The 14,521-nt window shown below is 55.5% G+C and carries 4 protein-coding genes; all 4 read right to left on the bottom strand.

Translation table 11 applies throughout. The features are described 5' to 3' along the window. Positions 1 to 48: 48 nt before the first annotated feature. From HU727_RS21205 to HU727_RS21190, 4 genes are read right to left on the bottom strand one after another with little or no spacing between them, the layout of a single operon-like run. Complete coding sequence (locus HU727_RS21205; protein ID WP_186533587.1) at positions 49 to 2,883, bottom strand: RHS repeat domain-containing protein; 2,835 nt, start codon at positions 2,881 to 2,883, stop codon at positions 49 to 51. Further along, entirely contained in the window at positions 2,880 to 7,358 is a 4,479-nt protein-coding gene (locus HU727_RS21200; protein ID WP_186533588.1) for a SpvB/TcaC N-terminal domain-containing protein, read from the bottom strand. Before HU727_RS21200 ends, HU727_RS21205 begins: the two co-directional genes overlap by 4 nt. Next, positions 7,355 to 11,905, bottom strand: a complete 4,551-nt coding sequence (locus HU727_RS21195) for a Tc toxin subunit A-related protein (RefSeq protein WP_186533589.1) — start codon at positions 11,903 to 11,905, stop codon at positions 7,355 to 7,357. Before HU727_RS21195 ends, HU727_RS21200 begins: the two co-directional genes overlap by 4 nt. Positions 11,906 to 11,934: 29 nt before the next feature. Then, a complete protein-coding gene (locus tag HU727_RS21190) occupies positions 11,935 to 14,481 on the bottom strand; it encodes a Tc toxin subunit A (RefSeq protein ID WP_186533590.1) in 2,547 nt (848 codons plus the stop codon). Between the last annotated feature and the right edge of the window lie 40 nt (positions 14,482 to 14,521).

Here is a 14,521-nt window from a genome sequence, read left to right as displayed (position 1 = left end):
CAAGGCGCAACGGTGGCCGTGCTATTCCGAAGGCTTGGCTCGCCGTCTTCAGATAAAAAAACGACCGTGGGATCGGTTGTGCTCATTCAGCCGAAACAGCAGCTCACGCGCTCGCTGAATCGTGGCACGGGCAATGCTGATGTCGCGCCCCAGGGACGCCCGGCTGACAAGGCCCGAATGTTCAACCCCCACAGCTATGGCCACGCGGTCAGTGGTTTGCGCCAACCGGCCCTTTAGCCCATGCGGGTAAAACTCATCCACGCCTATCGCATCGAATGCGGCGTTGATTGCATGGCTGTCCTGTTCCAGAAAATCATCGAGTTGGGCCAGCGCATTGTTCATTCGCTCGATCTTTTGTCCCGACAGGCCCTCAAGAGCTTTCGTGGCCTGTGTCGATGATTCGAAGTTGGGAATCCATGCGCCTTTGACTTCCAGCACTTTCGTCAGCAGGAAACCGGTTGCCATCACCGCCAGGTTCTTTTGTCCGGTTGCGGATCGGGGGTTCAGCGTTTCGGTTTTGGCATGTTGCAGTTTTGCCGTCACGTTGTAGAGGGCGGTCCTTCCTTCATGCTCTATGGCGCCAGGATCGAGCCGTTGAACTTGAGGATATAGTGCAACGGGCAAATGACGTGTCGCGTCGAATTTTCCGGCAGCGGCATCGATTGACAAGCTGGTCGCTATGCTAGCTGCTGCGGAACCGACCAGCCCCGTCGGCAAAGCCACCAAGCCTGCACCGAGGGCCGAAAGATGTCTGATGGCGTTATAGGCATAGCTTTGAAATAACCTTTTGACGATGTCCCTTTTTCTCATGCTGTTGTAGAGCTGATGATTCAATATGCCGACCCGTTTGTTCACCTCAGAGACAATGCCGGTGTACGTCGTCAGTTCCTGTCGCACATTGAACTCCTGTTTTTGGTCACCGTTATGATCGAGGTAACGCAAGGGGTTATTCCCGGCCATGGCGTACAGGTTCAAACCGTCGACGGCACCCGCAGGGTCGGGGCTGACCCAGCGCTGCAGCCAAGGGGCGTAATAGCGCGCACCATAATAATAGAGGCCGCTCGCGTCGCGTTCCTTGCCGCAGTAGCGCAGCGTTCGATAACTCGCTTCTACCCTCGAGCGATGTGCCGACCAGGCGGTACCGCCGAAAGGAAAGTACTCTTCCTGACTGATCAGCAATGCCTGTCTGTCCAGCTCCAGTGTGTTCGACCCGAGATGGTCAACAAGGCTGTATCGCAATTGAGTGGCTTCCAGCCCCGATGGCCGGCCCTCAAGCCAGTGCAGACATCGAACGCTAACGCGACCGGTGTCCAGGTCGATGGTTTCGAGTTTCTGGCCCGCACGATGGCTGATTTCAATCCCCGGCAAATAGCGCACTTCATGGCAATGGACCCCCGATGATGTGTAGGTGGTGTGGATTTTTCGCACTCGCCGCCCACTGCTGTCGTAGAAGTACCGTTCGTGATCGTTTCGGCCGTCCTCGCGTTGCACCAATACAACACTGCTCAGTTGGTTTCGCGGGTTCCACTGCAGACTTTTCCCGTCATGCGGGTTAAGCAAATTACCGTTTGAGTCGAATTCGGCGGGGGTCTCGGCCTCGTTACTGCCCTGTTTCCATGAAAGCAGTTGATTGCTGTTGTCGGCAATGGTCAGGGTTCGGGTGTGCTGATTACCCTCGCGGACATGCCGCAATTCGACCAGGTTGCGGCCGGCGTCGTAGTCGTAGTGCTGCGTGTAATTGAACAGTTGGCTGGCGTTGCTCAAGGGGGCGGTCAGGGTGGCCAGGTTCAACGGCGATGAGTTACTGGCGGTTTCGCGACCACTGGCGCTGGCCAATTGGTAGAGGCTGTCGTAGGTAAAACGACTGATGGCCTCAACCTTTTGGTTATTGCCGAACCTGACAGCCTGAGCCTTGTCTTCGATTTGCATCACGTTGCCAACCGCATCGTACTGATAATGCAGATCCTGCAGTGCAGCACCGGATACGGTGGCTCTCAGCGACTTCAGGCGACCGTTGGCCGTGTCGAAGGCGGCATGGCTGGTGACACCATTGCCCGAAGTCTGCGATTCCAATTGTCCGGCGGCGTTATAAACGAACGCATTTGCCAGGATGATCTCATCCAGTCTTTCGTCGAGTTTCAGACTGACGGATTTGAGCTGCCCTGCGACATCGAATGCGAAACAATGTTGATGTTGTCCGGCATCGGTCTGTTTGATGATCGCGCCTGTGGCGTCGTAGACCCACTGGGTCCGGTAGCCGGGGCCAGCGTCGTTCAACAGATTGCGCTGCGATTGCTGCAGCGGCCAGTCCACGGGTGTTTCGCCCTGAAGAAAATGGCGCGTCTGGCTGACGGGTTGCGAGCCGAATGTGTATTCGTCAATCAGTACAGTGCCGGCCTCGTCATCGTGTCGGACCAATTCTGCGCATCGATTGAGCGCAGCGCTGGCGCTCGAGTTGTCGCCGTAACTCAGACGCTGGACAACACGGGGCGGCTGTTGCGGCGATGTCTGCGTGACGGCGACAGGGCGCATCAGATGATCGAACGATGTCCGCCAATGTCCTCCGAGTGGCTCCCACTCGTCGAGTATCTGGCCGGCGTCACCAAAAAAATTAACACGCCAGCCAGCATCGGCACTGTCCTGGCGCAGAACGCGTCCGGAAAGACTCTTGATAACTGTCATGCTGGCGGGCATCGACGTGTCTGTTTGTCGTGCATCCCATTGTCGCCAGACGCGTGCAGCGATGTCGTGATGCGCCGAAGTGATACGTGCCTGCGCACTGTCTTCAGCTTTGCTGCGGTAATAGTCCACTTGCCGAACGTTCAGGCCGCGGGCATCGATTGCGTTGACTGTCGGCGTCCTGGAATGAATTCCTTTGCTCATGCCACACCTCCTGTCGAACTCACTGCCGTTGGCGACATTTCATCGAGCGTATCGTTGGGGTCTTCTTCAACGGTGTACCAGGGGTGCCGCATCGTCCTGTGTAGCCAGATTTCATTGTTCGAATTGGCCATACGTACTTCAATCAGCCGACCCAACGCGTCGTAGCGTTGTTCGTCGTGATGATCTGTGGTGCTCGCAGCCCCATCGTTGATGGTGTTCAGATGATCGGAAAAAAACGGCCGATAGGTTCGTACCGCTAAACCGTTAGTGTTGTATTCGACACGCCCACTGACCCTCCATCTAAGGGTGACAGGGGGCTCTTCTGTTGTTCCTTTCTCTGGCGTTGGCTCCGGCTCCTTGATGCCGGTCCTGGGAACGGGTTCAACTAACTGTTTGTGCTGCAGCGCGCGGCCGAATCCATCGAAGTCCGTCAGGCTCATCCGGATCTGCCGGGGAGTTTCGTCATTGGCAAACCGATCGGAAGACAGGGCAAGGACTCGCACAGGTACGCGGGGCGAAGCGAGGAGTTCCTCGTACAGCTTCTGCTCATCGGCATTTCGGCTTTGAGCAGTTGTCAGACGCGAGCGCGCCGATGCGCGGACATGCCCATCCGGCAGCATGTCCTGATTTGCCACGCAGCGCCTGAACCACGGGGCATCCGCCCTTGCGTGCGTGGATAAGCGGCCCATCCATCCGCAGGATTCGTAAAACAATGCGCTGGCCATTCCCTGAATAGCCGCTTGCGGATTTTTGATGACGCTGGCCGCATCGCTTGACGCTGGACGCCGGTATTCGTCGACGGGGCAGAAACCGATGAGCGTCTGATTTTTTTTGCGATAGAAACTGCTGGCGAGCAGATGGCCAAAGCCATCGAAGAGCCCTTCTTCGATGTTGCCGTTCGGATCGGTGATTCTTTTCGGCTGAAAAGTCCGGTAGTTGTAGGTCACTTCCGTGGCGCAGTCATCAGGTAGTTTGAAGCGAGTCGGCAAGCAGTGATAAGCGTCGTAGGTAATCTCGGTCAACCCGATGCTTTTGTGCGTTTGCAGGGTTTTTGCCCGATAAAACCCCGGCAGGCCTGCGTAAGTCTGGAAGCCACTTTTAATCGACCAAACGTTTGAGTCTTTCGTAGACGAAGGCAAAAATGCTCTCATGCGTTGATAGCCGCTGGCCTCCAGTTTGGGTTTTGCAGGCCAATGATTTTTCGCCAGAACATCAAAAGCCTTGAGTGACGTTTCATCCAGCTCCGCCGATTCGAGATGGTCGACCAGGGCTTCGATGTGCGCGACGCCGTCCCCCAGAACGTTTGCAGTTTCGCTGTCCTGATAGCGTTGTATTGTCATTGAAGTGAGCACGCGACTGTCCTCCCAGGCATCCGTGGTGACCCGTTTCAGGAGTTTCTCGGTGGTCATGTCTGTTGCCTGTAAGCCGCCTTCTAGGGGATGTCGGGGCAATCGCAGTGCATTCGTCCGCTGTCGGTAGGGCAATCCCAGACGCCATTCTTGAGTCCCTTGCAGATGAATGAACTCGACGCATGTCTCGCTCAAATAAAAGAACTGCTGAGCCGGATCATGAGCGTCGCGCCACCACTGTTCTTCGTCAGCGTCGCTGAACGGTGGAGTATCTGTGGTTGTCAGGCGCCTCGCGAATTGGACAATTACGCTGTGCGTGATGTTGCCGAAAGCATCGTGCCGCAGGTTGAAGGCATGCTGGACTTGTGGGTCGTCCATAAACCCTTCGTATTGGTATGAAACGGATTCGCACAATAGCGGCAGCAGCCTCGCGTGCCGTTCTACCGGCGTTGCATTTTTCAGCACTCGAACTGCGTAGCGGTTTTGCTCGACGCTGTAGAGGGTTTGCTTATTGAACGTGGGGTCGAGCCCGAACAGCTCGGTTCGTAACAGACGGCCATTGAGGGCGCCGGCGAGTTCAGCTTGGCTGCCGGCAGCCCCTGTCTCGATGGGTTTGTCACCGTCAGCGCTGGCATGGCGCGTGAGTCGCGTCTTGCCCGGCATCAGGGCCTTCTTGTCCGAGCGGTCGTACCCGCGAGGTGACGGGTCAAGTGACTGCCCAATGTGAAACCACTTCTTGAGCAGGCAAGGCGTTGCAAGGGAGGACGCGTCGGCTTTTCCATCGCGTTCACGGTTAGTCTGCAAGAGCAGGCCGAAGCCTCGGAACTGCCGTTCGATGCCGTCGTAATAGCCTTGTCGATAGCTAAGGGACTGAGTCAGCTGGTTGCCGCTGACCTCATCCACACGACTCTGCTGTGAGACGAGGTGCATGGCAAAGGGCACGTGGCAGACGGGGATCTGCTGCTCGCCAAGCAGTTGCTCTTTTTCGTCCAGCCACTCTTGTGCCGAACTGCGATATACAACTTGCTCGGCAACGCCCATGTTGTTGTTAGTGCTCGTTAACAAGTAAGGTTTTTGCGCGACAAAGTCATAGCGCCAGTGGCGGAGCTGACCTTGATTGACAGTGAAAATCAGGCTCGAACATCCGATGCCTTGCAAGTCGGCCACGCTGACCTGGCAGAGCGCGTCGTACCGTGTGCCGTTGGGCCAGGGTAGGGAGACCGGCGACGCGTAGCTATTACCGCCTCGGTTCATGAATACCTGTATCTCGTCCTCCTTCAGGTAGATCAGGTCGGCGGCGCCGGAGCCATCAAGGTCCGCCAGGCGTAGCCGCGACGCGTCGAATGTTTCGGCCGGCAGATTCAGCGAGCCCAGTACGATTGCTTTGCCGAATCGCCCGCGTCCAAGGTTTGGCCAGCACTTGACCTCGTTGTGTCGGATACGTAGCAGATGTTGTTGACCGCTGCCGAGTACATCGCTGAAGGCGACGAGCTCTGCCGGGGAATTACTGATAACGGGCAGCCCTTCACCGTCTTCGCAATGGGCGATGTCTTGCGGCGGAGCAAAACCCTGAGCTTTTTGGTTGGCATACACGCGCACGCTTCGCGGTCCGATCAGCGCGAAATCATTGAGGCCTTCGCCCATCAAGTCGGCCAACTGCCCCTGAGGACTTGAAAACTCTGTGGGAAATGCGTCGAACGGGACGAAACCGGACCAGTCGCGGCCAGCTTGCAACGAAAGGAAGCCGTTCAGTCCGGGTTGTACGATCAGCCAGTCCAGTCGTCCATCACCGGTCAGGTCGCACAGTGATATTTGCCTGCGGTCGGTCGAGAAGCTTGCTGGTAATCGCGGCAAAGAACACCACTGATCGTAAGCCACTCCATGCGTCGTGCCCTGGGCGCGACGAGGTTCGCGGAAGTACCGGTCTTCCCCGGCGCAATGGAGAATGCCCGGCATGCCCTCGCCATACAGATCCATCAGTTGATAATGCTGCCCGTCGTTGAGGCCCTGCATCTGCTTGAACGGTTGCCAGTCTTGCGAGGCGTCAGGGCATTTGAATTCGCTGTAGCCGAATTCGACAGGTGGGCGACTGTCGATCCGGCCTGCATCGTTGAACGCCTGGTCATGGGCGGCGCTGAGTTGATGGTAGCCAAGGGCGGACTGGCGATATTCGAGCAGCAGACGCCGGACGAGTACCGGAGCGCCGCCGGTTTCCTCGGGGAAATGGTGAAACATCAAGATCTGTCGGCACAGGTGCCTGGTCGCTGACTCGAAGCCGAAGGCATAGCTCGAAAATGGATCGCTGCGTTGCGGCCACTCCTCTTCTCCAACGTGCGGTTTCTCCGTCAAGCTCGTACTGAATGCGCCGTAATCGAGCAGCAGTTCGAAATGCCACTGCACATCGGCAACGCCTGTGGCCGTCCATGCATACAGATTTGCCTGGGCCTTGAAGTTGCCATAGCGGATACGCCTTAAATAGCGTTGGCCATGCCGGAGGTCGTATTGGTAGAGAATGTGCTCGCCATGAGCATTCATGCTTTCTTCCAGTAACCATTCGGCCACCCGGTCTGATTGTTGCGGGTCGGACCTTCGCGATGCGGCACTTTTTCCATACAAGTGAAGGCTGCCATCAGTGCCGTGAACCAGCCAGAATCCAGCTTTGTCCTGTTCTGAGCACCAGTGTTCAATGCGTTCGAACGTGGTTTCAATGCGTGGAAAATGGCGTACGACGCTGTACGTCGTCTCCAGCTTCAAGTACTTGTAGGTGTTGACCGGAAGACTGATGGATTGACCCTTCTCATCACGTTCGGGTATCCAGAGGTCGCCTCCCGGCCCGACGATTTCATCGTCTTGCTCGTAGGCCGGTACGCCATTGGTAGTACGACGCGCAACGCTGGGTAAGGAAATGTCCCAGCCGATGCCGAATATGCTGTTGCCGGCGTTGCTAGCGTAGTTCAGCGAGAGGGCAGGCGAAAAACCGCGTCCGGGAGAAATCGGCAAGGCGATTTCATAGCGAGCGGTACCGTGAGCGCCGAGGTCTGCCAGACCTTTGCCAATACTTTGAATGGCTCCCCCACCCTTGGGGAGTGTCGGGGCGGCAATCGCCAGGGACTTTTGCGTGATCATGATGCCGCACCCGCCCGCGCCGTGTAGCAGACATGCACAATGATGTCGTTCAGCGAATCCAGTAGTTGTTTTTGCGCTAGCGGATTGGGGAAGGTCAGCGACCATCTGGAAATCGCGCCGGTGTATTCAAAAGGAAGATAGCGATCATCGTTGAAATTCAACGTGAACACGCCGCTGTCGTCGATACCGCCGGACAACGCAATCCGCTGGCTGACGCGCAGGTCCTTGAGGCTTTTCGGTGGACTGGCTCTGTCCAGATGCACTTCGCTCGAAGTCTGGGTCAGGATGGCGCGGACGTTGTCATGAGGTCCGAGCACTGCCGGCAAGGAGATACTGATAGTCTTGATTCGGCGTAAATAATGCTGCTGACCCTCGTAGTCGTTTTCAAACATGACATGGGTCATTTCGAACTCACATTTCCCCGATTGCAGCTCAGTCCTGATCTCGTCCCACGTCCTGTTTGTGATGCTGCTGACGTCCTGCTGCCTGAGCGTGCGCAGCGACAAGGTCTTGCGAATCTCCAGATCGCGTTGATGACGCTGCACGTAGGCAGCCTGCATTTGCAGCAAGTTCACTTTCAACTGTTCTCCAGCGCCCAGGCCGCGGCAGGAGGCGTTCCAGGCATTACGCTGAAAAAAATACGTGTCGAAATCAGCCGTTTCGTATCGCCAGCAAGCCTCTGTCTCCCGGCACAGGGCGAGCGTGGCGTCGTAGACTTGAAAGTACATTGCGCTGAACTGGCTGTTCAGCCATTGATACATTTGCGCCTGGCTGAAGCGTTTACCGAGAAGCTCGTGTACGGCACGGGCCTGACTGAGGGTCGTTTCAGCCTGACGCAATTGCAGGCGGGTGCCTGTTTGAACCTGACTCAGATATTGCAGTTGTTTGTCGATCTGAGAAATTTCGAGTTCTGCTTGCTCGTGAGCGAGCAGCCAGTCTTCCCGGCGACGCTGAAACTGGGCGGATCGATCCAGTTGCCCGGCTTGTGTTCGGGCGTTCGAGGCACACCCCTGCATGAGAGCGCTGGCGGCGTGGGCGACGCCTTCAAGACGACTGCCACCAAAGCTTGCACCGATGATGTTGGGCAGCAACATGATGCCTCCCGCAACCGCTTGAGAGGACGAAGCCAGTTTTTCGAAGGTGCCACTTTGCAGATGCAGTTCACCTGCGGCCGATTCGTTGGCGCTGACGTCCTGGTCGAGCAATTGACGATAATGTTCCAGACGTTTTTGCACGATGGCTTTACCCGCCTGCAATGCTTCCCGGTTCGCGCTGTCGGCTTGTAACGCCTGGGTGTGCAGTTCAACCGTGATTGTTGCCAGACGCCACAGCTGCTCTTGCTGCATTTCCTGCAGATGAGCCTGCTCCCTGCGTTCAATCAGGGAGAGCAACAGGTTCCCGGACTGAATGACGGCTTCCACTGCATTCAGCGCCTGGCCATACATGGCACTGAAGCGATAGTGCGGGATGTTTACCTCTTGCCGGGTGTTCGTGCCAGCGAACGCGTTGGTATAGGCGCGCGCCAGGAGCACGTCGCGTGGGTTGCTGGCCGGAGCATGGGGCGGTATGTGCAGAGGTCGTCCTGCGATGTCGAGGTAATGCCGCAGGTTATGCAAACGACTCTCGAGGATATCCCAACGCTTTAGCAAATGCGGATGGAAGGGCATTCGCAAACGCGGATTATCAACAGCGCAGCAAAACATGGTGCTGCTGTCTTCAGCCAGCGCAATGGCGGTGCTGGATGCGATGTCCACAAGCGGTTCAAGGCGGCGCAGCTTCTTATTGCTGGCCTCACTGAGTTTTCGCAGCGATATCGGCGTCCATTGATCGATCAACTCGATGGCTGGACGCTGACCGAGCAGCGCGAGGGTTTGCATGTACCAAAGCTTGGCCTGGGCGAGACTGCCGGGCGTTTGTTCGCGAAACGCTGCGTCGCCTCGATTGATCAGGATGTCGACATACAGGAAATACAGCGCCTTGCGAAAATGTACAGGCTGGATGAGAGCGATCTGGTGCGGATCGTGCGGAGTTTGATCCAGATAGGCGATGGGAGCATCGGTATCAAGGAGTGGAATCGCGCCCCAGTAACCGGTCGTCCTTTCTTGAGGCGAAAAAACATGACTTAGCCATTGCTGCGCCGCGTCGTACTGCTCTTCAACGTTCAGGCGATGGGCGACCAGCCATGGCAGGTAAAGAAACAACTCTGTGAAATAGCGGCCAAACGGCCCATGAAAGTCGAGTTTCTGTGCTGGCTCGCCTTTCAGGGCAGGCTCCAGCAGGCGTTGAGTCTCAATGGAAAAAAGTTCGTCGAGGCTGTTTTCGGTACGCCTTATCAATTCGGCGGCAAATGCCGTCGTCAATCTTATCGACTGACGTTGATTCTGTTTGTCGTCACTGCTGGCGATTGAAGAGGCGGAGAAGTCGATGAATTGCGCAAGGTCGGGATTTGACGTGGTTTTGATTACCGGTGGCGCTTTCTTCTCAGTGATATCGTCGACTTCTATGGATCTGCCAATGAACAAAGCGGAACTGTTGCCGGGAGTTACCTTAAATCCATAATGAATGAATGTTTTTGTCGAGGCTAAATCCGGCGCTTTCCAGGTGCAGTCAAAACTGCTTTGCGGCAACGGCGACAGCTCGATGGTTTTTTTTTGTCTTGTGAAGTGTGTGGACGTGGCAGTCGAGGATTCGGCGACGACGAACTCCACTTTCAGTTTATCGGTCAGGGAGAACGAATCAGGCTTGGAGCCGTCAATCACGCCTTGACGGTCGGCGCTGAGTATTTTTACTTGCAGCGCAGTATTGCGGGCGGGATTTTCGGCTAAGTTGATCAACTCATTCAAAGCATCGGTGGAAATGAGTTTTGTATCAAGCTCCCCGCTGCTACCAAGCGTAAAGTTCTGCGAATTGATTTGATCTTTAAGTGCATAGTTCAGATTGGCCGCTCGGGTGCCGGTGGTGAATCCGGGCGGGCTGACTTCCAGCGCATATGACTGTGTCGGGACGAGGTCAGGATGTGTCAGGGTCGAACCACTCAGCAAAGGCATAAATGGAGTGCTTGGCAGTTCATGGGTAAACACTAGCGCCATGTCCGCCCTGCCAAATTTGAAACGCAGTGTTCGTGTCGTCCCTCCCGATAGATCTTCGGCAATCTCGCTGGGGTGGAAGGTGAGCGTCAGGCTTTCGTCTTCTAACTGTTCCTGGGGCTGAGAGATCAGGCTTTGCAGTCTTCTGATGTGTGGCGTTATCGAGGGCGAATGATAGATCTCGCTGTGTATGAGCTTGAATCTCAGAGGCGTATGCGTCGTATGTTGAAAAACTGACGGCTCTGTCTTCTTGATAAACTTTTCAATTTGATCGGCTGGAAAAGGCTCCCGGTTTGCCCCTGACGTGGTTCCAATCCGGCGGTCTTCCAGGTCGATGGACAGATTTTTGTCCATATACGCTTCTTTGCGGAAAATGGGTGTCTGGTTACCGTCGGCTGGCGCGTTGACATGCAGGGAAATGAACAGAAAGTCCTGATTTTTACTCTTGTGATTGATTGCTATGGTGCCGACCCGTTCTTTAAGCGACTCCACTGACGCACCCGCGGCGCTGCGCGCTTCAATATGATCTTGTATGGGGGTTTGTACGGCACTCCAATGGCCATCATGCCTGCGGAAGCTAAAGTTCAGACGTAGTAGTGAATGACCGTTTGTTGCTGCGGCGGTGTCGGTTTGCGATGCCTGGACACTTCTCCAATCCTGAAGGATCAGCTCTGCCCAGATGATAAATAGACGGTTGTTGAACCATACCGGGCGGATCGTGTGTTCAATTGCCTTCTCGGAAATTGGAATGTCGGCTTTCTGCCATTGCGACCATGCGTGCGGAGCGGGTTGGTCCTGTTTCGCTTGAACGGTGGCTGTGCCCACAGGTGGCGTGATAATTGGCCGTGCAGCCATATTCAATGAGCACCAGAAATAGCTGTTTTCCGAGCGGGACTTACCAAGAAGGTAATAAATACTTTCGGCAAAATCCTCGCTGTCGATGTAACCGTTGAGGATGTTCAGGTTGGTGATGACTTCGAGTCGCGTGAGGTAGGCAAGTATCGAGACCTGCACTGCGTCGGTTTGAATCCGGTTCTGGCTGAGGTCGCTTTCCAGTTGGCGAAAGTTATCGCTCTTGAAGGTTCTCAGTTCCGGGTCAAGATACGACGAAGGAAAGCAGAGCAGGCGCTGAAAAGCAGACCATGTTGAATACTGGCTCAACGCCTCGTGCCATGTTCGAGTGCGCTCAGCCATCGATGTCACGTTGTCATAGCCAGGCTCCAGATTCATCAGAATCCTGTTGATGTACTGCTGCAGGCTGGCGATTGCACAAGCCACCGCTGTCGTGGGTACGTCCTGACTGACGAGCACATCCAGTAACCAGTAATCGTAGAGATCCTGAGTGTTCTTGATGCGGATATTTCGGGTGGCATCGTTAACAGGTATTACGTGATGCAGGAAGTAAGCGAGCATGGCATCGCGCCGGGTTTCTTCCAGTTGCTTCTTGAGTGCAGCAATCATATTCGGTCCTTGAATATCGAGTGAGAATCTCAGTGGCGGGCTGCAATCAACGCTGCGCTCACTGCATGCCAATCCGTGGCAGGGCTTTCGCAGGTCAACGCGCTGGCCTTGATCAAATTTGCTGCCGATAAACCCGTGCTCTGGCAACAAGTCTGGCAACGCATGATCCAGTCCACACCCTCCATCGTCGTCACTTCCACACCTCCCGAGGCTTCTATCAACGCCGATACTTCATCCACGCCCCAATCGAGCAACGCTGCCAGCATTTGGTTGAACTCGGAGATTTTGGGGCGGTTTTCTACTTGATTGGCGAGCTGAAGGTAGTGCAGCAAGTGCTTTTCCGAATTCCCCTTGGCGTGGGCCAAACGCCGAAAGCTATCGAACAAATACAGGTTTTGCAGGGTCAGCTTGACCTGGTTGTCGGGCGCCAGCCAGGCAGGGTTCTCCAGCAACAGTGCGAGTGTGCCATCGCTAAGGTGCAGGTCACGGCAGGCAACGGCCGCGCAAAACATCCTGGCCAGCCAGTCCGGCATGGCATTGGAGTAGGGAGCCTTTAGGTTCTGCCAAATCTGCTCAGTTGTCGTTGCCGCCAGTTTCGAAGCGCAGGGGAGGTACGATGCAGGCAGTTCTGTCATCTCAAGGAAAAAATTCTCCAGCATCCGTTCTTTTTGCTCGGGGTCAGGGTTGGCTTGGCTATGGATTGCGCGCAGGCGATCCTGCAAGGTCTTATCGAAAGGCCAGTCATCCGGAAGCGGAACCAGCACCTTTTGCACGGATGTAACGTCGCGCCGGGTGTGTTTGAACCACTCGACAGCCCAGTCAATTGCCATCAATACATCCAGAATGTCGAGGTTTGCTTCGGGCGTCGCCGACAGCGTTCCGCGAACCAGCAGCTCACAGAAATCGTCGGCCCCCAAAAGCTTGGCCAATGCTGTGCATTCCATCGTGGACAAACCGAACATTTTCGCAATTCTGGTTTGCCGATAGAGTGACGAGATCGCTGGCAAGTCCTGGCTAAGTTGCGGAATGTAAGTCTGGGTCTGCCGCATCAACGTCGACAGTTCGTCCTGCGTCAAAGCAAGGCCTGCACCGAGTTGGCTGAGGGTCTGCTGCGATTCGACATCTGCTTTGTCCAGCAACCTGGAGGGAGCAAGCTGCAGCGGGCTGATGAATAGCCCGCTACGGTTGAAGACCTGCTTGAACAAGGGCATTTGTTCACCGCAGGCCTGGGTCGGCATATCGTGTAAAAATGCAGCGAATTCTTGCGCAGTGATGGTGTAACGCCGCGCCAGATATCGAAACACGCCCAAGGTGCGCAAGGTGTTCTTGTTGAGCGCCCGCGAAACGTTGCTCTCCGAGCGCATGGCACTGACGATCAAGGTGTCCAGTTCGGCGAAATGAAGGCCGGTCCAACGTTGCAGACGGATCATTCTTTGCAGACGATCCAGGCGATTTTTGGACGCGCCGCTTAACAGCAGTTTCCTGTCTTCGCCTTTAATGATCGTCAGGTGGGGAGTTGAAGTATTCCCGTTGATGTACGCAGTGGCGTAGATAACAGCAGGACTCGATTCATCAAGCGATGGAGCGGGATGGTATTTACCACGGGCCAGCAGTTGATCAAGTTGGTCAGTGGTAAGGCCGACGTTGGCTTTGAAAATTCTTACTTCTTTGAGACTATCGAGCAAAGTGACGCCGTATGATTTTTTCAACGAGGCATAGTCGTCATCGGTAGCGAGTGGGCTGGTCAGTATTCTCTGTTGTTCCGGACTCAAGTCACTGAGCATTGTTTGCGCATGCAACCGCGACTTTCCTGCCATATTTTTCCCCTGCCAACAGTGCAGAGTCGGACTGATCATGTAGTTAAGCGACCCCAGCGCGGGCTTGTCCGGGCCTAATGCGGCCAGGCACTGTTGGTGATGGACGTCATAGGGCAGCGAGAAAGGGTAATGTTCGCTGGCTAACGCCTGGTAGACACTGGTCTTTTCAGCGCGATTGTTCGGGTGCGTTTCGATGTGTTTGCTCAGGACATCATTGATGATGTTAAGCATTGGCTGGGGCACGAAAGCGCTCTGATGATCCATCATCAGGGCCCGGATATCCGGACGCCTTTGATCCAGCGTGATTATGTCTGAATGCGTGGAGGTGCTCTCCAGTTGTCCGGCAAACATATAAAGGGCGTTCAGATAGGCAACGGGTGAGTCGATGGCGGCGATATCGTCTTCGTTACAGAATTGCTTCCAGTTCTCCTTGAACAGGTTCTGGTAGGTGGCCGTTGTGCTGACAGCGGGACTGCGTCGGCCACGACCCTTCGCACTGTGGGATGAAATCTCCTGCTCCCGATACAGACGGTCGATTTGCCATGCATGATCGCGGGCGCGGTCATAGATACGCGCGGCATCATCCGCGGTGTAGAGGACGCACTCGCGGACAAACTGCACTTTGTCCCTGCGCATGATGTCGAAAACCGACGTTATTTTCAGGTCGTGCATCGCCATTTCGAAATCGTTTCTGGCGTCTTGCGAACCGCCTGTGAAATCTATCAGCCGCGGCAGGGGTGATGCTCTCGAAACGTCCATGTCTGGCAAATCTCCTGTTGTTAGGTAGGAGACGATCATA

Origin of the sequence: Pseudomonas khorasanensis (genome assembly GCF_014268505.2) — a bacterium.
Taxonomy (GTDB): Bacteria; Pseudomonadota; Gammaproteobacteria; order Pseudomonadales; family Pseudomonadaceae; genus Aquipseudomonas; species Aquipseudomonas khorasanensis.
Note: the sequence above shows the minus strand (reverse complement) of the source record. Positions and strands in the feature narration are given on the sequence as shown.

What these genes read in the sequence shown, in the direction of transcription:
- HU727_RS21205 (WP_186533587.1), bottom strand. Translation starts at nt 2,883, where the DNA reads ATGAGCAAAGGAATTCATTCCAGGACGCCGACAGTCAACGCAATCGAT.
- HU727_RS21200 (WP_186533588.1), bottom strand. Translation starts at nt 7,358, where the DNA reads ATGATCACGCAAAAGTCCCTGGCGATTGCCGCCCCGACACTCCCCAAG.
- HU727_RS21195 (WP_186533589.1), bottom strand. Translation starts at nt 11,905, where the DNA reads ATGATTGCTGCACTCAAGAAGCAACTGGAAGAAACCCGGCGCGATGCC.
- HU727_RS21190 (WP_186533590.1), bottom strand. Translation starts at nt 14,481, where the DNA reads ATGGACGTTTCGAGAGCATCACCCCTGCCGCGGCTGATAGATTTCACA.